This is a genomic window from Mesorhizobium silamurunense (assembly GCF_014843905.1).
Lineage (GTDB): Bacteria > Pseudomonadota > Alphaproteobacteria > Rhizobiales > Rhizobiaceae > Mesorhizobium > Mesorhizobium silamurunense.
Window position 1 is genome coordinate 1 of the sequence record NZ_LPVS01000252.1, and the last position, 22,054, is coordinate 22,054.

Annotated in this window: 17 protein-coding genes and 1 pseudogene; 12 read left to right on the forward strand and 6 right to left on the reverse strand. The window is 61.5% G+C overall.

Annotation, left to right across the window (positions count from 1 at the left end; genetic code table 11):
- Positions 1 to 750 precede the first annotated feature (750 nt).
- The 5 genes from ggt to AU465_RS34410 form a co-directional block, all read right to left on the reverse strand.
- Entirely contained in the window at positions 751 to 2,343 is a 1,593-nt protein-coding gene (gene ggt, locus AU465_RS34390) for a gamma-glutamyltransferase (RefSeq protein WP_192257664.1), read from the reverse strand.
- 37 nt (positions 2,344 to 2,380) lie between these two features.
- Complete coding sequence (locus AU465_RS34395) at positions 2,381 to 3,073, reverse strand: ABC transporter permease (RefSeq protein ID WP_192257666.1); 693 nt, start codon at positions 3,071 to 3,073, stop codon at positions 2,381 to 2,383.
- Positions 3,070 to 3,783, reverse strand: coding sequence for an ABC transporter permease (locus AU465_RS34400; protein WP_192257668.1), 714 nt, complete (start codon positions 3,781 to 3,783; stop codon positions 3,070 to 3,072). Before AU465_RS34400 ends, AU465_RS34395 begins: the two co-directional genes overlap by 4 nt.
- 74 nt (positions 3,784 to 3,857) lie before the next feature.
- The gene (locus AU465_RS34405) at positions 3,858 to 4,709 is read right to left on the reverse strand and encodes a transporter substrate-binding domain-containing protein (RefSeq protein WP_192257670.1); all 852 of its coding nucleotides are present in this window, start codon (positions 4,707 to 4,709) and stop codon (positions 3,858 to 3,860) included.
- A 55-nt stretch (positions 4,710 to 4,764) separates the two neighbouring features.
- Positions 4,765 to 5,406: a GntR family transcriptional regulator gene (locus tag AU465_RS34410; RefSeq protein WP_192257672.1), complete on the reverse strand. Its 642-nt coding sequence runs from the start codon at positions 5,404 to 5,406 to the stop codon at positions 4,765 to 4,767.
- A gap of 297 nt (positions 5,407 to 5,703) precedes the next feature.
- Between AU465_RS34410 and AU465_RS34415 the strand changes: the two genes are divergently transcribed.
- The 4 genes from AU465_RS34415 (at position 5,704) to AU465_RS34430 (ending at position 11,631) form a co-directional block, all read left to right on the forward strand.
- Positions 5,704 to 6,603, forward strand: coding sequence for a LysR family transcriptional regulator (locus tag AU465_RS34415; protein ID WP_192257674.1), 900 nt, complete (start codon positions 5,704 to 5,706; stop codon positions 6,601 to 6,603).
- A 173-nt stretch (positions 6,604 to 6,776) separates the two neighbouring features.
- Positions 6,777 to 9,152, forward strand: coding sequence for an aminotransferase class III-fold pyridoxal phosphate-dependent enzyme (locus AU465_RS34420; protein WP_192257676.1), 2,376 nt, complete (start codon positions 6,777 to 6,779; stop codon positions 9,150 to 9,152).
- Positions 9,153 to 9,348: 196 nt separating this feature from the next.
- Positions 9,349 to 10,446 carry a polyamine ABC transporter substrate-binding protein gene (locus AU465_RS34425; RefSeq protein ID WP_192257678.1) on the forward strand — a complete coding sequence of 366 codons (1,098 nt, stop codon included), beginning with the start codon at positions 9,349 to 9,351 and terminating at the stop codon, positions 10,444 to 10,446.
- Positions 10,447 to 10,659: 213 nt separating this feature from the next.
- The gene (locus AU465_RS34430) at positions 10,660 to 11,631 is read left to right on the forward strand and encodes an acetylxylan esterase (protein ID WP_192257680.1); all 972 of its coding nucleotides are present in this window, start codon (positions 10,660 to 10,662) and stop codon (positions 11,629 to 11,631) included.
- 110 nt (positions 11,632 to 11,741) lie between these two features.
- On the opposite strand, the gene AU465_RS34435 is transcribed toward AU465_RS34430, so the two are convergent.
- Positions 11,742 to 12,680: a LysR family transcriptional regulator gene (locus AU465_RS34435; RefSeq protein ID WP_312891356.1), complete on the reverse strand. Its 939-nt coding sequence runs from the start codon at positions 12,678 to 12,680 to the stop codon at positions 11,742 to 11,744.
- Between the two features lie 119 nt (positions 12,681 to 12,799).
- Here AU465_RS34435 and AU465_RS37580 point away from each other — a divergent pair.
- The 8 genes and pseudogenes from AU465_RS37580 to AU465_RS34475 all read left to right on the forward strand — a co-directional run.
- Positions 12,800 to 13,837, forward strand: a pseudogene (locus tag AU465_RS37580) (aromatic ring-hydroxylating dioxygenase subunit alpha); the annotation flags it as partial.
- Positions 13,834 to 14,940: a 2Fe-2S iron-sulfur cluster-binding protein gene (locus tag AU465_RS34445; RefSeq protein ID WP_192257682.1), complete on the forward strand. Its 1,107-nt coding sequence runs from the start codon at positions 13,834 to 13,836 to the stop codon at positions 14,938 to 14,940. The pseudogene AU465_RS37580 and the gene AU465_RS34445, both read left to right, overlap by 4 nt.
- A gap of 53 nt (positions 14,941 to 14,993) precedes the next feature.
- Positions 14,994 to 16,121, forward strand: coding sequence for a histidinol-phosphate transaminase (gene hisC, locus AU465_RS34450; RefSeq protein WP_192257684.1), 1,128 nt, complete (start codon positions 14,994 to 14,996; stop codon positions 16,119 to 16,121).
- Complete coding sequence (locus AU465_RS34455) at positions 16,118 to 17,593, forward strand: FAD-binding oxidoreductase (protein ID WP_192257685.1); 1,476 nt, start codon at positions 16,118 to 16,120, stop codon at positions 17,591 to 17,593. Before hisC ends, AU465_RS34455 begins: the two co-directional genes overlap by 4 nt.
- Positions 17,586 to 19,553 (forward strand): DUF2817 domain-containing protein, encoded by a 1,968-nt coding sequence (locus AU465_RS37330; protein WP_192257687.1) that lies wholly within the window; start codon positions 17,586 to 17,588, stop codon positions 19,551 to 19,553. The genes AU465_RS34455 and AU465_RS37330 overlap by 8 nt, the downstream gene beginning before the upstream one ends.
- 72 nt (positions 19,554 to 19,625) lie before the next feature.
- Positions 19,626 to 20,420 carry a transporter substrate-binding domain-containing protein gene (locus AU465_RS34465; RefSeq protein WP_192257689.1) on the forward strand — a complete coding sequence of 265 codons (795 nt, stop codon included), beginning with the start codon at positions 19,626 to 19,628 and terminating at the stop codon, positions 20,418 to 20,420.
- Between the two features lie 102 nt (positions 20,421 to 20,522).
- Positions 20,523 to 21,230, forward strand: a complete 708-nt coding sequence (locus tag AU465_RS34470; RefSeq protein ID WP_192257691.1) for an ABC transporter permease — start codon at positions 20,523 to 20,525, stop codon at positions 21,228 to 21,230.
- 5 nt (positions 21,231 to 21,235) lie between these two features.
- On the forward strand, positions 21,236 to 21,922 hold the full coding sequence (locus tag AU465_RS34475; protein ID WP_192257693.1) for an ABC transporter permease: 687 nt from the start codon (positions 21,236 to 21,238) through the stop codon (positions 21,920 to 21,922).
- Positions 21,923 to 22,054 lie beyond the last annotated feature (132 nt).

Sequence of the window (22,054 nt, forward strand, 5' to 3'; positions counted from 1 at the left end):
GCTGGCGGAGAGAGCGTCTTTCCATTCGACGCCTATGACTCTGAAAAGATTGCGCTTTTTCCGCTAATTGTTACACAGTTTGTTACACGACCACTGCGACGATTTTGAATTTGCTCCCGCAAATAATTCGGTGCCATTCCTCCCAGCGTCACGGACCTTTGACCGATTTACGCTCATTCTCAGCTGGATTCGCCGTGGCGAGGGGATCAAAACAATATGTGAGTCACGGACGGCCGCTTTGCGCCTGATCTCGGCCCTTCAGCGCAATGATCGCCGATCCTAGAAGCTGCCGCAGTTACCTCAGTGACTATGTCTGCCTCCCACTCGACTGGGTAATCTCCGTCTCCGATCTGGCCGAACCGATCTCCGCCCATCCCGGATCAAGTAAAGTGATTGCAAATGACGAGAGGGCTGCGGCGTAGAACTGCTTGCAAAAAGGCGCCTGTGCTTTGCGCCCTTCTCCGGTCATTCGCAGCACCCGGGCGAGCTTTTGAAGCCTGTCGGTCGCTCTACAAGCTGCCATATTTCTAAGCTGTCCCGGAACTCGGCTCTCGCCTGCTCTTCGGGTCATGAAGGGAAGGCGCGACCCAGAAAAAGCCGAAACAGATGTTCGCCGACGATCCGGTTTGCCAACCAGGCAGACGCAAAGTGCTCATATTCTGCTCCGCCACGTTGCTTGCAAAGTCGGAGCTCGGAGCAATTTGCGGGTTGCGTGGCACCTCGATACATGAACCGCAAATGGCGGGGGCACTAAATCCCTAGAGCAATCCCGTCTTTCCTTGGTTCCGACGCGCCGGTCAGAGTGCCGTTCTCCCAATCGATCCGGATCGCTTGAGCGCCGCCGATCGGCTCATCTGCTGGAGAAAAGGTGAAGCCTCGACATTCGAGCTCGGCTATGGTCGAGGCGTCAATCGTATGCTCCGCCTCCACTTTCGTTCCGTCGGATGTCGGCATAAAGCGGGGCAGATTTATTGCCTCCTGCAGGTCCATTCCGTAGTCGAGCACCTTGGAAATCAGATGGGCATGGCCGAGCGCCTGATAGTAGCCGCCCATGACGCCGAACGATATTTCTACTCTGCCGTTGCGCGTAACCATGCCAGGGATGATCGTGTGAAGCGGCCGTTTCGAGGGCCCGATTCGATTGGGATGGCCGGGCTTGAGCGAGAAACTTTGACCACGATTGTGGAGGATCACTCCCGAGCGAGGCGAGACGAGGCCGGTGCCGAAACTGTCAAAGATGGAGTTGATGAAGCTTACCGAATTCCGATTTCGATCGACGACCGAGATATAGACGGTATCGCGATGAAATGGCATTTCGAGGGGCGGCAGGTCTGTCAGCGCGTTGCTCAGGTCGATCATTCCCGCAAGCCTGTCTGCCAGTTCGTCGGACAGCAGGTGGTCAACCGGGACGTCCGCCTTCTCCGGATCGGCGATCCAGGCGTCGCGGGCGGCATAGGCAAGGCGCGTCGCCTCGATCTCGACATGCAGCCTGTCAGACGACAGCGGGTCCCCCTCGGCGTTGAAGCGGCTCAGGATGTTGAGGATCAGGAGTGCGATGATGCCCTGGCCGTTCGGGGGACATTCATGGACCATGTAGCCGCGAAAATCTGTGGTCACCGGGGTCACATACTCGCCGCGCGAATTCGCGAAGTCTTCCAGCGTCTGGAGCCCGCCCAGCGAATTTAGATAGGACACTATGTCCTCGGCGACCGGTCCCCCGTAGAATGCGTCGCGTCCCTCTGCAGCAATGCGTTTTAGTGTCTCCGCCAGCTCCGGCTGACGGTGAACCTCGCCTATCTTTGGCGCCCTTCCGCCGGGAAGGAAGATTCGCGCAGCCGTGGCGTCGGCCGCGAGCAGTTTTTGCTCAAGGGACCAGTCGCGATGAACGCGGGGAGTGATGGCATAACCCTCCTCGGCAAACCGGATGGCGGGCGCAAGCACGTCGGCAAAGGGGAGCTCGCCGTGATCGGCGTGGAGGCGTGTCCACGCGTCTATCGCCCCGGGGATCGTTACTGCCGCGGGCGACTGGCGTGGCACCTCCGCCAATCCTCGCTCATTGAACCAGTCGGCGGTGAGGGCCGCCGGCGTGCGGCCGGACCCGTTATAGGCGATTACCTTGTCAGAGCCGTTGGGCGCATAAAGCGCGAAACAGTCGCCGCCGATGCCGGTCGAGCCCGGTTCCACAATGCACTGCACCGCGCAGGCGGCAATGGCGGCATCCATGGCGTTACCGCCCATTTCCATGATCTGCAATGCCGCGAACGTGGCAGAAGGGTGCGAGGTCGCCGCCATCGCATGTCGCGACACGGCAACGGATCGCGTCGGCTTCTCGAAATCGCGCATTTCGTTAGTTCTCCTCGTCATTGCGGCGAGACATGTCTCAGGCCCGCGCCCGATAGGGGGTGAGCCGGATTTCCAGCGCGTTCAGTGTCGAGATGATTGTGAAATTGAGGGTGAGATAGATCGCGCCGGCAGCCACGAAGACCTCGACGGCGCGATAGGTCTGCGAAATAAGCCCCTGCGCGATCCCGGTGACCTCCATCAGCGTGATGATCGATGCAAGCGACGTGCCCTTGACCATGAGGATGATCTCGTTGCTGTAATTCGGGATCGCCTGGCGCAGGGCCAGAGGCAGCACAATCAGGCGCAGCGTGAGCAGCTTCGACATGCCGGAGGCTGTAGCGGCCTCGGTCAGTCCGCGCGGCACAGCCTTTATTGCGCCGCGCAGGATCTCGCTTCCATAGGCAGCTTCATTGAGACTGAGCGCGACGATGGCGCACCAGTAAGGCTCGCGGAACAGCCACCAGATTCCGATCGCCTGGAGCGACGGCCGAAACTGGCCGAGACCATAATAGATGAGGAAGATCTGCACCAGCAGGGGTGTTCCGCGAAAGACTGCAACGAAGGCACGGATGGGCCATACCACGATCCGGCGATTTCCCTGTTGGGCGAGCGCGAGCAGCAACGCCATAAGGAAACCGATGCCCATCGAGGCTGCAGTAAGCTGCAGGGTCAACGGCAGGCCAGCAAGCAGGACGGGAATGATCTCGAGAAAGAAGGCGAAGTCGATCACGCGTGGACCATGCCTCTCCAGGCCCGCGCCTCGCCATAACGGAAGACGGAAGCGGTCACGGCGGCGATGACGAAGTAGAGCGCGGCGGCCGCAATATAGAAGATGAAAGGTTCTCGCGTCGAACCTGCTCCGATCTGCGCCTGGCGCATCAGTTCGACGAGGCCGATGACGGAGATCAGTGCCGAGTCCTTGAGTACCAGCTGCCAGACATTGCCGAGCCCCGGCAGGGCGTGGCGCATCAGTTGCGGCACGATGATGAGGCGCAGCGATTGAGATCGGGACAGGCCGAGCGCCTTGCAGGCGTCGAACTGGCCGCGATCCACGGCCTGGTAGGCGCCGCGATAGACTTCTCCCTGATAGGCGCCCGATATGATGCCGATCGCCAGGACACCGGTTGCAAAAGTCGGCAGCCCGACGAAGCCGGCGCTGCCAAATAACTTGCCAATCTGCGTCAGGGCGATGCTGCCGCCGTAGTAGAGGAGGTATATCGTCAGCAAGTCGGGCACACCGCGAAATACTGTGCCGTAGACATGGGCGAGCCAAGCGGGGACGCCGCGGGACGAGAGCCGACCGGCCGCCGCCGTGGCGCCGAAGGCGGCGCCGAGGATAAAGCCGAGAACGGACAGTGCAAGCGTAACACCGGATGCGACAAGCAGAGCGGCTCCCCAGCCGCCCTCTTGCAAACCCAAAATATGCATAAGATTGGTCATGTAAGTCCTAGCCTTTCAGCGCGCTGCCCGACGCAAACGGCTCGCGCCGCTCCGCCGGGCAGGTCCGCCCGCGCCTACTTGACCGGCGTCACATCCGTCTTCACCCATTTCTCCGAGATACGCTTGATGGTGCCGTCGGCGATTGCACCGTCGATTGCCGCATTCAGCATCTCCTTGAGCTTGGTGTCTTCCTTGCGCAGCCCCGCGCCGGTTCCGCGGCCGAAAAGGCCGCCCACAAAGCCCGGTCCGGCGAGGGTGTAATCGGCAAATTCAGGTTTTGAGAGTGTAGCGGCGAGCGCCGTCCGCTGCGCAAAAAGAGCGTCGACCCGGCCGGCGGCGAGGTCGAGGTCATGTTGCTCGGTGGTCTTGTACTCACGGATTTCCACCGTGTCGCCGAAGTACTTCTTTACGAAATCGAGCATCATACTGGCCGCCTGTACGCCGACCACCTTGCCCTTCAGCAGCGGCTTCAGCTTCTCGATCGCGGCCATGGATGCAGCCTCGTCGTCCAGATTGAACTTTTCCGCGGAAAAACCGAGCTTGCCAAGCTCGCTGTCCTTGGCGACGGCGAATCCGCCCGGATCGACCGCGTAGGGCTGGGTGAAGTCTATGGTTTCGAGCCGCTTCGGTGTGATGAACATGCCGGCCATGATCACATCGAACTTGCCGACCTTCAGCGACGGAATAAGACCATCCCAGTCCTGGGCAATGATGGTGCATTTGATCTTCATCCTTGCACAAAGATCGTTAGCAAGCTCGATCTCCAAACCGTCAAGCTTGCCGTCTGCGTTGGTGAAATTCCAGGGAGCGTAGGCGCCTTCCGTCGCGATGGTTATCGCCTTCGGCGCGTCTTGTGCCAAAGTGGCGTGGGTGAAGACGAACATGCTGAATGCGGCCGCAATCGCGGCCAAACGACAGATTTTCATTTGGTTCCCCTTTTTTTCATTGGCTGACTGGCCATTTCTGTCCGGCTGGCGTGTGTCACCGGCTCGGACTCACAAACTCGGCCAGCATCGGTGCTGTCCCGAGAATATGATCTTGCATAACCTCTTCGGCATGACGTCCGTCGCCGGAGCGCAAAGCCGCGATCACGGCGGCATGCTCCTCGCGCGCGGAAAGCGGCTTGTCTGCGTCCTCGAACCAAATCCGCATGTATGGCTCTATCACCACGTGCAGCGCCGAGATCTGGTGGATGAGCTTGGGCCTCCTGCTGAGCGCACAGATCCGGCCATGGAATTCCTGATGTCGCACCACCCAGTCGCTGCTGCCGCTCTGCCCGGCGCGTTCCATGCGATCGAGTAAGTTCTCGAATTCTTCGAGCGCCTCCTCATCGATCCGTGGCATCGCCAGCCTGACGGCGAGTCCTTCCAAAACCGAACGCATTTCGAAGATTTCGTAAAGCTCATCGACTGTGAGGCCGGCCACGACACATCCCCGATTGGGGCGGAGAACGACCAGTCCGTCGGAAGCCAGGCGCCGAAAGGCTTCCCGCACAGGCATGCGGCTCATGCCGATCTCGGCCGCGATGTCTTCGGGAATGAGCCGGTCACCCGGTTTGTAACGACCCAGGCGAAGCGCCCGCTGGAGATGCCGGTACGCTTCCTCCTCTGCAGTGGCGGACATGCGTGGCTCGACGGAGAAGGCTGCTGGCACTTGGTACCTCGGAAGTATTTTTGTATCCACGTATCATCAAATCCGGATTTGCTTGCAGCGTCAATACCCGGTAGCGGCGGAGCGGGGAAGGAAGGCAGGGCGATCATCGGTTGCTTCGCAGGCACGGGCAGCCGTTTGCTACCAGCAGGTTAATCACGAAGTCGTCCGCCTCGATTCGGCTCCCGGTGGAAATGACCGTTTGCGCGTGACCTGCATCACCCGTGTGCCCGAATTGCCATCCAGTACATTTGGTGCAATCTGCTTTTCATGAAGATATCGGGGTCCGATCTCCATCTGTTTCGCGTCTTTGAAAGCGTGGTCCGCAACGGCGGCATGTCCGCAGCACAGATGGAACTGTCGCTTAGTCAACCTACGATCTCCAACCATCTGACCGCGCTTGAACAGCGGCTGGGCGTGAAGTTGTGTGAACGGGGGCGTCGCGGGTTTTCGCTGACGGAGGATGGGCGGCGGGTTTACGAAATCAGTACGGAAATCACCGGGATGCTGGACGCCGGTTCGGCCCGGCTTTCGCGTGTTAGAAGCGCTTTGGCGGGAAAGGTCGGCGTCGGCATTGTCGACTGCTTAGCGACCGACCCAAGTTTCCGGCTTGCCGACGCTATTGCCGAGCTTTCCAAAGCTGCGCCGGAAATCGTGCTAGATCTCAAGATCATGCGCCCCAACGACATAACGAAGGCTGTGGCGGAAAACGAAATAGACATTGGGATAGGTGGCTCCGACATCAAAGTCGCAAGCGTGCAATACCAGATCATCTACCAAGAAGAGCACGCGGTATTTTGCGGTTCGGCGCATCCTTTGTTTTGCCGAAATGACGAGACGATTACGAGTGCGGAATGCTACGGCCATCCATGGGTACACAGAGGATATTGGTATGGTATTCGGCATCATCGCTTCGACACCGCAGCCGCGAACCGGGTAACCTTTGATATTGAAGCGCAGCTTCTGATGGTCCTGTCAGGCGCCTATCTCGGGGTCCTGCCGATACATTTTGCCCGCATGTTCGAACAGCAGGGGCGTCTTCGCCGACTTCCAATAGCCGACGAGGCCTATTCAGCCGACATCGAGGTCGCCACACGAACAGGCGAGCAGGCTGCCAACGTCGCCTATGTCCGCGACGCGATCATCAGGGCGCACCGGATGCATTTGTAAAAACCAATGTATCCGTTCTCTGAATGATATTCTTGCCATTTTGATAGAGGTCTAGCCTCTCGTACGGCCGGCGATGCGCAGCGCAAAACTGCCAACTGCGGACTTCCCTGCCCAACGTGCAACTGCGACGTGGTCGCTACGTCGGGTGTCGATATTTGGCCTTAAGGTATGGAATGAGCACGGACGCTCTTCTGCTTCGCAACCTTCCTAATTTTTCGCCGGAAGCGACAAGGCGCCTCGTGGCAACCCGGTATGGGATCGAGGGGACGTTCAGGCAACTGGCTTCCGAGCGCGATCTGTCCTGGCGGATCGAGGGCACGGATAGCCGCGACGTCGTCGTCAAGATATCGAATATAGGCGAACCCGAAGGCGTCGTGGATATGCAGGTCAAAGCCCTGAACCATATCTGCGAGCGCGATCCGACCCTGCCGGTGCCTCGCGTTGTTCCCTCTCTCGCTGGCGCCCCATATGAATGGATCGCGGACGAGCGCGGCTGCCATCACATGGTGCGTGTGCTTACTTTCCTTCCGGGGAAGGTCATGGAGCAGGTTGAGGAAGCCTTTTCCGCCGCCACTCGGTTCAACATAGGAGCGATGGTAGGACGGCTTGCCTACGCGCTGCGCGATTTTTTTCATCCATACGCAGGCAGCAATGTGCACCTCTGGGACATTTCACGTGCCTTGGCCTTGCGCCCGCAGATAGCAAAGATCTCCGACGCCAGGCTTCGGCAATTGTGTGAAGAAATCTTTGAGCGCGCCGAGCGCTTTACCCTTCCCCAATTGTCGAAGACGCGTTGCCAAGTCGTGCATCAGGATTCGCATGGCGGCAATATCCTGGTCGATCCCAACGACAGCACATCGCCAGTGGGCATCATCGATTTTGGCGATATGGGCCACAATTCCATTGTCGCGGACATTGTGACTGCTTCCGAGACATTCTCGGACTTCGATGACGATCCGATCGCCTACCTTTGCGACGTCACATCAGGTTTCGATTCGACATGCCCACTTGAAGAAAATGAGATCGATCTCCTTTTCGATGCGCTGCTTCTGCGCCTCGCCATGGCCACTGTCATCGTGGAAGCGAGAGAAGCCACGGATGAATCCGGCATCCCGCATATCGAAAACGCCGGCCATTACCCTCGGATGATGCAGTTGCTGAGCCGTCAAGGTCGCGCACAGGCGGTCCGCCGGCTTCGTCAGGCATGCCGGTTTCCGGCGTATGGCGCCATGGGCAACGATGGCGAGCATCTCGCAAATGACTATGACGTGCTCAGGCACGAGCGCGAAGCTCACCTGGGACCGATATGGCATTTCTACAACAAGCCATTGCACATCACCCGCGCCCGCGGAGCCTGGATGTATACCGCCGATGGCACCGCCTATCTGGATGTTTACAACAACGTCCCTCAGATTGGTCATTGCCATCCGCACGTGGCGAAAGCGATCTACCGCCAGGCCTGCGCGCTGAACACCAATACGCGATATATGTGCGACGTGGCGGTCGAGTACTCGGCGCGCCTGACCGCCGACCTGCCTGATCACCTCGACACCTGCATTTTCGTCAACTCGGGCAGCGAAGCCAACGACCTGGCGATGCAGATAGCCATGTCGCTCAGCAGACATGATGGCGGTTTGATCGTTGACCAGGCTTACCACGGATGCACCGGGCTCACGTCGGCGCTCTCCAATGAAAGCTGGCGTCACCTTCCCGCTGACGAGCATCCCAAACGCGTTGAAACCTTGATGGCCCCGGATATGTACAGGGGTCCTTTCGCCAACGACCCGCAAGCAGCGGCAAAGTATGCCGCCGACGCCGACAGGGCGATAGCCACCCTACGCGAAAGAGGCCACAGGCCGGCGGCATTCATGGTCGACACTGCCCTATGTTCGAGCGGGGTGCTGCGGGCGCCTGAAAACTATTTCAATCTTGTCGCGGAAGAGGTCCGATCGGCGGGCGGGTTCGTCATTGCGGACGAGGTGCAGGCCGGTTGTGGCCGCATGGGAACCTTTTGGGGGTTCCGGGCAAACGGGCTCAAGGACGACAATGTCGACTTCATAACGATGGGCAAGCCGGTTGGAAATGGCCACCCTCTCGGCGTTGTCATTCTCAGCTCGGCACTCATGAAGCGGTTCCTCAATGGCACCTACCCGCAGTTGTTCAGCACCTTCGGCGGCAACACCGTCGCATGCGCGGCCGGCATGGCCGTGCTGGACGTCATTGAGCGAGAAGACCTGATCAGGCGGGGCGCCGCCATCGGAGATTATCTGCGGCAGGAGCTTAGGCGTCTGGCTGAACGGCACGCCATCATCGGCGACATACGCGGATTTGGAATGATGACCGGCGTGGAACTGGTGACGGATCGTCTCACAAAGGAACCGGCCGTGACACAAGCCGAGCGGCTTGTCGAAGACATGCTTGCCCGAAACATCCTCATAGGGAAAGGCACGCCTAACACCCTCAAGCTACGCCCGCCACTGATCTGGTCGCGAAACGAGGTCGACATTTTCGTCGGCGCTTTTGACGACAGCTTGAGAAGGCAGCAATGAACCCTGCCAGGGACTTACCTGGAATGATCTCTTGGGCTGAAGCGCCCAGGCCTGCTTCTCCTGCGCCAGCGAGAAGGGTGGCAAGCGGTGTCCAATCGGGAACGATCGGCAGGTCAATGATGCCCTCCTTGACCTCGATAGTCCAACATCTGGCCTGCCGGCAGGATGGCAGGCTGGGCCAAACAGGAGAATCTTCATGAAGAAACAGCTATTCGGACTGGCTGTCACGATGACGGCTGCCCTGTTTTCCGCAGGCGTCTCGTTGGCGCAGGACAAGGTCGTCAACGTCTACAACTGGTCTGATTATATCGACAGTTCCATCCTTGATGATTTCACCAAGGAGACCGGCATCAAGGTCGTCTACGACACCTTCGATTCGAATGAAATTCTTGAGACCAAGCTGCTTGCCGGCGGGTCTGGCTATGACGTGGTGGTTCCCACCGGACCATTCCTGGCCCGTCAGATCCAGGCCGGCGTGTTCCAGAAGCTCGACAAGTTCAAGTTGCCGAACCTCAAGAACATGTGGCCCGAGGTGATGGCGCGCCTAGCCAAGTATGACCCGGGCAACGAATATGCCGTCAACTATATGTGGGGCACCACCGGCATCGGCTATAATGTCGACAAGGTGAAAGCCGCGCTCGGCGACGTGCCGATCGACAGCTGGGACGTGCTCTTCAAGCCGGAGAATGCGGCCAAACTAAAGAATTGTGGCATCAATATCGTCGATGCGCCGGAGGAGACTGTTGCAATTGCCATGAACTATCTCGGCAAGGATGGCGACAGCAAGAAGAAAGAGGACCTCGAAGCCGGCGGTGACACCTACACGAAAATCCGGCCCTACGTCCGCACCTTCAACTCCTCTGCCTATATCAACGATCTGACGAATGGCGATAAATGCATCAGCATCGGCTGGTCGGGCGACGTGCTGCAGGCCAAGAACCGCGCCAATGAAGCCAAGAACGGGGTCAAGATCGAATACCTGATCCCTAAGGAAGGCACCTATATGTGGTTCGATAACCTGGCGATCCCTGCCGACGCCAAGCATGTCGATGAGGCGCATGCCTTCATCAACTACCTGATGCGGCCGGAAGTCATTGCCAAGGCAACCAACTATGTCCAAACAGCCAACGGCAATCTCGCCTCGCAGAAGTTCATCGACGAAGCAGTGTTGAAGAATCCGTCGGTTTATCCGACGCAGGAAACGCTCAAGAAGCTTTTCACGATTTCTCCCTACGGGTCCAAGGAGCAGCGGGTCCTCAACCGCCTCTGGACCCACATAAAGACGGGCAGCTAAACGGAGTACGGATGGGGCGGTCACCGTCCCATTTTTTCCTAAGGCGCCCCGGGATGCAGGTCTCATGATAGCCATGCACAGAAGAATGGCGGAGGGGACATGGCGAAATTTCTTGGACCGGTACCGCGCGGGTTCAGGCCCGTGGGCGGATCCGATTGCGGAGCCATCCATATCAATCGCTGACTTTGCTTCTGATGCAACTTTGGAGAACCAATGCCGTTCCCAGATCTGATCCAGCCCGAACTGAGCGCTTATGTCAGCAGCGTCACCATGCCGGGCGACTTTGCCCGGTTCTGGACGTCAACCGTCGCCGAGGCCCGCCAGGCCGGCGGCGAGGTTAGCATCGTGCAGGCGCAGACGACGCTCAAGGCGATCCAGTCCTTCGACGTCACGTTTCCGGGATACGGCGGTCATCCGATCAAAGGATGGCTGATCTTGCCGACGCATCACAAGGGGCGGCTCCCCCTCGTCGTGCAGTACATCGGCTATGGCGGCGGCCGCGGCTTGGCACATGAGCAGCTGCATTGGGCGGCGTCAGGTTTTGCCTATTTCCGAATGGATACACGTGGGCAGGGAAGCACCTGGAGCGTCGGTGAGACCGCCGATCCTGTCGGCTCAACCTCGTCCATCCCCGGCTTTATGACGCGTGGCGTGCTGGATGAGAATGACTACTATTACCGGCGCCTGTTCACCGATGGTGTGCGGGCGATAGATGCTCTCGTAGGGCTGGACTTCGTCGATCCCGAACGCATCGCGGTTTGCGGTGACAGTCAGGGCGGCGGTATTTCGCTCGCTGTTGGCGGCATCGACCCGCGCGTCAAGGCCGTAATGCCTGACGTGCCATTTCTGTGCGACTTTCCGCGCGCTGTGCAGACTGCCGTGCACGATCCCTATTTGGAAATCGTTCGTTTTCTGGCGCAGCATCGCGAAAAGAAGGCGAAAGTCTTTGAAACGCTCAACTATTTCGACTGCGTCAACTTCGCACGGCAGTCCAAGGCGACGGCGCTGTTTTCGGTGGCCCTGATGGACGAAGTCTGCCCGCCCTCTACAGTTTATGGCGCATTCAATGCCTATGCGGGCGAAAAGACCATCGTAGAATACGAATTCAACAACCACGAAGGTGGGCAAGGCTACCAGGAGCGCCAACAGATGGCGTGGCTCAGCGAACTGTTCGGTGTCAGCTGACGTTAGCGAGCTGATTGGTAGCCGCCCCGTTAGAGCGCCACGCGAGCGGCCCGTCGAGGACGATTGGGCAAACAAGACTTCAGCACTTCGGTAGCTTGTGGCAGAGTCGATCAAGCGGGCCCCGCGGGCCGCAGTCCTGAATACTGCGCCTCTTGGCGATTTGCGATCGAGACGATCCAGGCGCGAAGCTCCGCGCCATGGGGCTTTTGCAGCGCCGAGCGATCCCAAGCCAGGAAATACGGATCAGGCAGTCTAAGGGGGAGGTTGAACGGCACAACCAGCCGACCCGAAGAAATGTCGTCCCCGGCCATGGACAGTTGCGCCAGCACGAAGCCGCGGCCGTTGATGGCTGCGTCAATGGCCGCGCTCGACAACGAGAATGCAACCTCGCCCGATGTCCTGCGGTATTTCGCCCCGATGCTTGCCGCCCACTCGCTCCAAGTCGGCGGCGAGCGATGCTCGCGTGCCCATTCGATCGCCAGCAGTGGCCGTTCGAGGATGTCGACCGGCTTCCGCAAAGGCAGCCGCTCCAGAAGCGCCGGCGAGCAGGCCGGCACCACCCAGTCGGTGAACAGTTCGACATAGTGGTCGTAGTCGCGCTTCTTTGCGCCATAGGAAATGCGAAAGTCGAGCTGCTCTTCGCCGAAGCGCGCCTCGGGCTCGGCGCCGATCAGTCGCACTGTGGCGCCCAAATGATGGGCCTGCCAGTCGAAAAGCTGCGGCGCCAGCCACTTGCTGGCGAGCGAGGGCAGGCACGAGACAGTCAGCGCGGTCTCAGTGCGCGCCCGTTCGAGCAGTTCTCCGGCGCCCCGGATGCGATCGAAGCCCTCTGACACCGCCGTGTGATAGAGCCGCCCCCACGAGGTCAGCGTGACCATCCTGCCGCGGCGCTCCAGAAGTTGTACGCCAAGAGCTTCTTCAGCTTTGCGGATCTGCTGGCTGACTGCGCCAGGCGAAACGCCGAGCTCTTCGGCCGCCCCCGTAACGCTGCCGAGACGCCCGAAGGCTTCGAACGCCTGTATCGAGCGCAAGGGTGGCGGGTTTTTCACGACATTTGCATCCGGGTCTTTGTTTTAGTTTTTCTAAAATAGAAGCCAGCTGCAAGCGCTTTTTGCACCCCCGCCGCACCACTAGAACTTTTCCCGAAGGATAGGGGAGGAGTGGCCATTTTCTCAGGAATTGCTGGTACGTCGCCGCATGGGATCATGAGGTTAGTCATAACGAACTGAAACCCGTGAAGGTCCTCGGCGAAGACATCGTCCTGTACCGCAAGACCAACGGCGCCGTCGCCGCCCTTGAAGATGCCTGCCCGCACCGCAAGCTGCCGCTGTCGATGGGCCGTATTAAGGGCAACGATGTCGAATGCGGCTATCATGGCCTCACCTTCGACTGCACAGGCACCTGCACCCGCGTTCCCGGCGCGGAGAAGATACCGCATGTGGCGCAGGTGCGCAGCTATCCGATCGCCGAGCGCTACGGCCTGCTCTGGATCTGGATGGGCGAGGCTGCCAAGGCCGATCCGGCCAAGATCTTCCAGGTGGAGCACTGGAATGATCCAGCATGGGGCGTCAATCGCGGCGAGTCGATGATGCTCGAATGCAACTATCTCTACATGACCGACAACTTGCTCGACCCCTCGCACGTCGCCTGGGTCCACCAGAGCTCCTTCGGCAATGCCGCTGCCGAGGAAGCTCCGCTCGAAACGACCGTCGGCGAGGATGGCGTCACCGTCTGGCGCTGGATGGTCGACGTTGAGCCCGCGCCATTCTACGCGCCCTACCTCAAATTTTCCGGCAAGTGCGACCGCAAGCAACATTACGAGGTACGCTATCCAAGCCACGCCATCATCAAGGCGATCTTCGTGCCCGCCAACACCGGCGGGGAGGGCAAACCTCTTCATGAGGATGTCTTCCTCATGGATAGCTATAACTTCATGACGCCTGTCGATGAGAACCATACCAGGTACTACTGGTTCCAGATGCGCAACTTCGCGCCAGACGACGAGGAGATCTCGCGTCAGTTCGCCAAGTCTGTGCGCGGAGCCTTCGACGAGGACCGCGTGGTGCTCAACGCCGTGCACAAGGGCATGGCCAACATGCGCACCCCCAATCTCGACCTGAAAATCGACGTCGGCCCGCTGCGCTTCCGGCGCAACCTGGCCAGGCTGATCGCAGCCGAGGAACAGCAACTGGCGGCGGCCGAATGAACGCCTACACCGCCCCCGTCAGTGCACGCCGGAGCGGATTTCGCGAACTCAGGGTGGTCGCCAAGGTGCGTGAAAGCGCAACCATAAGCTCGTTCTACCTGGAGCCGGTCGAAGCCGAAGGCTGGCGGCCTTTTGAGCCGGGTCAGTTCCTCGTCTTCCGCATGCCCGTCCAGGGTGGCGAGGGCTTCGTGCTCAGGAACTACAGCGTATCGTGCTCACCGCGGCAGCAGGGCAGCTACCGCATCACCGTCAAGCGTGAGGCCGCGCCGAGCGCCGATGTGCCCGACGGCGTCAGTTCCTGCTATCTGCATGATCGTGTCGAAGTCGGTAACATCCTGCTGGCCGAGGGGCCGCGGGGCGATTTTTCGCTCGATAGCGAGAGCAAGCGGCCGGTGGTGCTGCTGAGCGGCGGCGTCGGGCTGACGCCGCTGGTCGCGATGCTGCATGCCCTGGCCGCCACCGAGCGGAAGGTGCTCTTCATCCATGCCTGCGACAACGGCGACGTGCATGCCCTGCGAGACGAGGTCGAGACGGTGGCCGCCTCACGACCGGGCGTGACGGCGCACTTCTGCTACCGCTTCCCGACCAGCAAGGACAGGGTTGCCGGCCGCCACCATAGCGAGGGTGTGGTGACGCGCGAGCTGTTGCAGCAATTGCTGCCTCTCGACGACTACGACTTCTATCTCTGCGGCCCTCCACCCTTCATGCGGGCCGTGCACGGCATGCTGCGCGGGCTTGGGGTGCCCCGACAGCGCATCGCCTACGAGTTCTTCGGTCCGGCGACCCTGCTGGAAGCGCCAACCGAGCATGCTCTGGTAGAGCAGGCGCCGGCGGCGGTTCCTGGCGGTTCCATCACAGTGGAGTTTCGCAAATCGGGCCGGACGGCTGCCTGGGATCCGACTGCCGCGTCGCTGCTCGCCTTTGCCGAGGACCAGGGTCTTTCCCCCGACTTCAGCTGTCGCGCCGGGATATGCGGCACCTGCAAGTCGCGCCTGGTTTCCGGCGAGGTCGCCTATTTCGAAGTGCCGCTGGACGAACTGCCCCCCGGCGAAGTCCTGCTGTGTTGTTCGAGGCCAAGAGGATCGGTCGTCCTGGACCTTTGAAGGCGCGGAAGCCCGTGAAGGTACGCACTCCCATAGAGAACGGAAGCATTGGCTTGGACAACTCAATCAAAACCGCCTCACAAAATGGGCTGGCGTTCAACCCAAATGTCGCTGCGCTGCCGCCCTATAATGCCGGCATGAACATCGCTGTCGCCCGTTCGATCTCGGGCCGCCACGACATTGCGCGCCTCGCCAGCAATGAAAACCCGGACGGATGCTCGCCGGCCGTTCTCGCGGCGCTCGCCTCGCCGGCGCTGGAGCCGTGGCGCTACGCCGATCCCGCCTGCGCAGATCTTCGCGCCGCCCTCGGGCAAAAGCTGTCCGTCGAGCCGGACACCATCGTTGCCGGCAACGGTTCGGAGGAACTGATCGCCGCCGTCTCGCGCGCCATGCTCGTGCCCAGAGCCGGCGTGGTCACCGTGGTTCCGAGCTTCGGCCTGCACGAGATCGAGCCGCTGGCACAGGGCGCGGTCGTCACGAAAGTGGCGATGACCGACGATCTCGGCTTCGACATCGCGGCACTCGAGCAGGCCATCGCCTCCGGCCCCCGCATCGTCTTCCTTTCCTCGCCGTGGAATCCGGTCGGCCCGGCGCTCGATCGCGAGTCGCTGGACCGGCTGATCGCGGCGGTGAGATCTGGCACGCTGTTCGTGCTCGACCAAGCCTATTTCGAATTCGCCGACGAGTCTTGTCCCGACGGGCTCAAAGTGCTGCGGGAGAGCGGCATTGCCTTCGTCGTGCTGCGTACTTTTTCCAAGGCCTACGGGCTGGCGGGATTGCGCGTCGGCTATGCCGTCTGTTCCGACGTTGAATTGGCGCGGGTGGTGGCGGCTGCCAAAACGCCCTTCAACGTCAATGCGGCGGCGCAGGTCGCGGCCATCGCGGCACTCGCCGACGAGGCATGGATGCAGGGATCGGTCGCTCGCCTGCGCGGCGAACGCGCACGTGTCGGCACCGTCCTCAAAGAACTTGGTTTCCAGGTCGCGCGCTCCCAGACGAATTTCCTGTTCTTCGACTGTGGCGGCGACAGCTCGCTGGTTGCGAGCGCTCTGCTCCAGGAAGGCATCATCGTGAAGGCATGGCGCGAAAAAGGCTACGAAAACTATCTGCGCGTCACCATCGGCGCGCCCGCCGACAATGACCGCCTGATCGGCGCGCTCGCTTGGATCGCGCGCCAATGATCGATCAGCACCCCAGCCAGGCCGGATTGCAAGACGCGCCAGCGGCGGTTCCATATGCGCTTCTCGACGATATCCGCGGGGTCGTCGGCGCGCGGCATCTGCGCATAGGCGCGGCCGCCGATGTCGATCCTGGCACCAATCCCGAAAATCTCGGCGCCGGCATCATCGTCGCACCGGCCACGACCGAAGAGGTGGCGGCGGTGGTGCGGCTGTGCGACCGGCACGGCGTGCCGGTCGTCGCCCAGGGCGGGCGCACCGGACTGGTCGGCGGCAGCGTTTCGGAACCGGGCGAGATCGTGCTTTCGCTCGAGCGGATGAACCGCATCGAGCGGCTGGACGCCGTCGAGCGCACGGCCGTCGTCCAGGCGGGCGTCGTCTTAGAAGCGCTGCGCCAGGCGGCGGCCGAGCACAGGCTGGAGCCCGGCATCGACCTTGCGGCGCGCGGCAGTGCCACGGTCGGCGGCATGGTCTCGACCAATGCCGGCGGCGTCATGGCCTTCCGCAACGGCGTCATGCGCCACCGGGTGCTCGGCCTCGAGGCGGTCCTCGCCGACGGCAGCGTCTATCGCGACATGACGCGGGTGGTGAAGAACGCTGCGGGCTACGATCTCAAGCATCTTTTCATCGGCGCGGAAGGCACGCTCGGCATCGTAACGCGGGCCGTGCTCAAGCTCGATCCCACGCCGCGTGCAACGGCAACGGCGCTGTTCGGCCTGCCGTCCGTCACCGCGGCGTTGGACCTCATCCGCCTGGCACTCGACAGCGAAACCGGCCAGCTTCGCGCGGCCGAGGCGCTGTGGCGGTCGTTCATCGATCTTACTGCGTCCGCGCATGGGTGGTCGGAACCCGACTTCGAGCTCGACCAACCGTTCTACCTTCTGCTGGCGCTTGGCGGCGGGCGTGAGGAAGCGTTGCGCGCTGAGTTCGAAAAACTCTTCGGCGATATTCTGGAGCGCCATCCCGAGACGACCGGCATCGTCGCCGGCTCGAAGCGACAGGAAGAGGCGCTGTGGAGACTGCGCGAGGACACTGACATCATCTATCGAGCCCATGCGGCAGCGCCTTCCTATGATGTGTCGGTGCCGCTTTCGCAGATCGACGGATATGTCGACAGAATCCTTACCGGGCTTGGCACCATTGACCCTGAGCTGAAACCTTTCGTCTTCGGACATCTCGCCGACGGGAATTTGCATATCGTGCTCAACCGCCGCGGGCCTCTGCCGACGGCACTCGCGGCGGCGCTTTACGCCGATCTCGCCGCCCTTGGCGGCTCCTTCTCGGCCGAGCATGGCGTGGGCTCCAAGCGCATCCACGCGCTGGCTGCCACCGCCGACCGGACCAAGCTGAAGCTCATGAGGCGGGTCAAGGACACGCTCGACTCCCATGCGCTTATGAACCCGGGAAAGGTGTTGCCCCTTGTCCCGCCGCCTGACAACGACAGCAACCGGAATGGAGTGGAAGCTCATGCGTGATGTAGCTGCGGCGCGCTCCTATTCGGTCGGCTTTGCCGAACTACGCCATCGCTTCCGCAACGCCGCCCAGCGTGCCGGTGCCGAGCTGACGGAATATGTTCATCCCTTGCACGGCCCGGCCGGCGAGATGCTGGCCACAGATGTCGCCTTCATCGGGCGCCGGAACGCGCCCAAGCTGATGGTGTTGATCTCCGGCACGCATGGCGTCGAGGGCCAGTTCGGCTCGGCCTGCCAGACCGCTTGGCTGGAGGAGAATGCTCCGCGGCGGTTGCCGGACGATACGGCAATCCTCGCCATCCACCTCATCAACCCTTGGGGAACGGCCTGGTCTCGACGCGTCAACGAGGACAATGTCGACCTCAACCGCAATTTCATAGACTGGCAGGCTGGTGCGCCGAAGAACGAAAAATATGCCGACCTTCACGCAGCGCTCGTCTGCCGAGAATGGGAAGGCCCGGAACGCGTTCGGGCCGACGAAGCGCTGGAAGCGGCAAGGACGCGGCTGGGCGGCCATGCCGGCATCGCGCCAATCGTCGAGGCGGGTCAGTACCAGTTTCCGGGCGGCCTGTTCTACGGCGGTGCCGGACCGGTCTGGTCGAACCGTACACTCATCGACATCCTAACCGCGTTCGCCGCGCAGGCGCGCCATGTCGTGGTCTTCGATATGCATACCGGCGCCGGCCCTTACGGCTATCCGGCCCTGCTGTCGGTCGCCGAAAGCGAGCATGACGGGTTGGCTTGGGGCAAGTCCGTCTTCGGTCCGGCGCTCTCGGTGGTGCTGACCGGCGCCGACGCCAGGACCGACACCGGCATCGCCGCTACCGCGACTGGCTATGTCTCGGCGGCCGTGCGCAAGGTCATGCCCGATGCGCGCGTGCTGCCGCTGGTCGTCGAATGCGGCACGCTCGACGGCGCCGCGGTCATGGACGCGGTGCAGGCCGACAACTGGCTGCATCTCCACGGCAAGGTCGATTCGCCACTCGGCCAGCGTATCAAGTCGACGCTGCGCGCCGCCTTCATCCCCGAGGATGCCGACTGGCAGTGGAACTCGTTGGCCACCAGCCTGCGTTATTTCGACCGTGCTTTCGCGGATCTCAAGGCCGTGGACGCAGCCATCGACGGCAAGCCGCAAGCTGCCGTGCCAGTCGCGGTGACCAGCATCGCCCAGCCACATTCCGCGGCCGTGGCCGTGCGGCCGAAAGCGGCCGTCGAGGTGCTCGACCTCCACAAACGCTTCGGTCCGATCAAAGTGCTGAACGGCGTGAGCCTTTCGGCAGGCGCCGGCGAAGTTGTGTCGGTGATCGGCTCGTCCGGCTCCGGCAAGAGCACCTTCCTGCGCTGCATCAACCTGCTCGAACAGCCCAATAGCGGCCGCATCATCGTCGATGGCGACGAGATCAGGATGAAGAGGACCTCGGATGGCCGTTCTCATCCGGCGGATATGCGGCAGGTGGAGCGCATCCGTGCCCGCGTCGGCATGGTGTTCCAAAGCTTCAACCTGTGGCCACATCTGACGGTGCTCGAAAACATCACCGAGGCGCCCGTTCACGTGCTGAAGGAGCGTCGCGACGAGGCGGTGGAGCACGCTCATGCTCTGCTCAAGAAGGTTGGCCTGTCCGACAAGCACGCCCAGTATCCCGGCCAGCTTTCTGGAGGCCAGCAGCAGCGCGCGGCGATCGCCCGCACGCTCGCCATGCGCCCCAAGGTGATCCTGCTCGACGAGCCGACCTCCGCACTCGATCCCGAACTCGTCGGCGAAGTGCTGCGCGTCATCCGACAGCTCGCCGAGGAGGGCAACACCATGATCCTCGTGACGCACGAGATGCAGTTCGCGCGCGAGGTGTCGCACAAGATCCTCTTTCTCCACCGCGGCAAGGTGGAGGAGGAGGGGGCGCCGGCGGAGCTGTTCGCCAATCCGCGCTCGGAACGGCTGCGCCAGTTCCTGGCCCGGACGCTCTGACCGGGCGCGATCAAGGAGCAACCGGGCGCAAGCCCGATGCACACCCACAAACGTTCAACAATGGGGAACTCAATGAAACTGAAGATCTTGTCACTGCTCGCCTTCCTCGCCGCCGGAATGAACAGTTCCTTCGCCGCCAGCGAACTCGCCATCGGCACCGAGGGCGCCTATCCGCCCTGGAGCATGGCCGACGCCTCCGGCAACGTCACTGGCTTCGACGCCGACGTTGGCGCGCTTCTCTGCGCCAAGCTCGACAAGAAGTGCCACTTCGTCGTGCAGGCCTTCGACGGTCTGATCCCGGCGCTGAAGGCCAAGCGCTTCGACGTCATCATCTCGGGCATGTCGATCACCGCCGAGCGCAAGAAGGAGATCAACTTCAGCGTCGGCTACGCCCAACTTGCTAACATGTTCGTGGCGCCGAAGAACTCCGACCTCGCCGGCATCAAGGACATCGACACGCTGCTCAAGTCGCTCGACGGCAAGAAGGTCGGCGTGCAGGCGGGCACCACGCATGCGCATTTCCTGGAAAAGCGCGCGCCCAATGCCGATCTCAGGACCTACGATACGCTAGACCAGATGCAGATCGACCTGGCATCCGGACGCATCGACACCGCCTTCGCCGACGCTTCGGCGCTGCAGGACTTCCTCGACAAGCCCGACGGCAAGAACTTCCAGTTCGTCGACGTGCGGATCAAGAGCACCTTCGACCCGTCGCTGGGTGAGGGCATCGGCGTCGGCATCTCGCAGGATAACACCGCGCTGAAGGCCGACATCGACAAGGCGCTGTGCGAGCTGGTTGCCGACGGCTCGATCGGCAAGGCCAGCGAGAAGTGGTTCAAGTCCGACATCTCTCGCCCCTGCAAGTAAGAGCCAGAGGCGACCGTCCGCGCCGCCAGGCGAGGGCGGTCGTCTCGGCCGGATCCGGAGCCGCCCTCCGGACGGACTGACATCGGAAAGCTTGGCCTGTCTATGGAATTTGGTCTTTGGCAAGTGTGGGAAGGCGGCTGGGTCGGCGCAATAGTGCGTGGCGCGACGATCACGATTGCCGTCGCCATCGCCGCCATGCTGGGCGGCTTCGTCGTCGGCGTGATCTGCGGCCTAATCAAATGGGGGCGCGTGCGTCCGCTGACATATGTCGTGGACGGCTACACGGCGCTGGTGCGCGGCGTGCCGGAACTGCTCATCATCTATCTTCTGTTCTTCGGCTCGGTCCAGTTCGTGACGCAGGTGGCGGCCGCGTTCGGCTATGCCGGTCTTGCCGACAGCGGCTATGCTTTCGTCATTGCCGTCCTCGCCATCGGCTCGATCTCGGGCGCCTATTCCACCGAGGTGGTGCGCGGCGCGCTTGCCGCCATCCCGCAGGGCCAGATCGAGGCGGCCCGGGCGTTGGGCATCCCGGGCCTGCGCATCTTCCGCCGCATCATCCTGCCGCAGTTGCTGCGCATCGCCATTCCCGGCATGAACAATGTCTGGCAGGTCACCATCAAGGACACGGCGCTGGTCTCGGTGGTCGGCCTCCAGGAACTGATGCGCACCGCTTTCATCGGTTCCAACACAACGCGTCACCCTTTCATCTTCTATCTCATCGCTGCGGTGGTCTATCTCGCGATCACATTGATCAGCCAGGCTGGCATCGACCAGGCCGAACGCGTGCTCAGGCTCCGCTCAAGGAAGTAAAACCGATGGACCTCGAACTCATCCAGCAAGCAATTCCGGTGCTGTTGAAGGGGCTGAAAGTCACCGCCATCCTCACCTTCCTGTCGGTCCTGATCGGTTTCAACCTTGGCCTAGGCTTGGCCATCATGCGTCTGTCGTCGAACAGGCTCGTTTCTGGGTTTGCCAAAGGCTACAGCACGGTCTTTCGCGGCACCCCGCTGCTGGTGCAAATCTTCCTCTTCTACTACGGCCTGGGCCAGCTCTCCTTCGTTAAGGAAAACGCGGCACTGTGGTGGGTGGTGAGTGACGGCGCGCGCTGCGCGGTGCTGGCGTTGGCGCTCAATACTGCCGCCTATACGTCGGAGATCCTGCGCGGCGGGCTGATGTCGGTGCCAGTAGGCCTTGTCGAGGCAGCACAAGCCTGCGGGATGTCGCGCGCCTTGCGCTTTCGCCGCATAGAGTTTCCACTTGCCATCCGCCAGGCGTTGCCGGCCTATGGCAACGAACTGGTGCTGACGCTTAAGGGCACCAGCCTTGCATCCACGATCACAGTGCTGGAAGTCACCGGCTACGCCAAGCGGCTGATGAGCCAGACCTTCGCTGTCTTCGAGATATTCGCCATTGCGGGCGCGCTCTACCTGGCAATCAATCTGTTTCTGATCACGCTGGTGCGCCTGTTGGAGCGCTATCTCAATCGCCACCAGACACGGTGAAACGATGGCGATTGCCTAATATCAGACTACAGTTGGCCACGTTCCGCTTTCTGGTGGGTCGTCCTGAAGGCGGACGTTCCCCTTTCGCGAAGAGTTTCGGGCGCCGGCAGGCGTACGAAAGTCCCCGAGGAA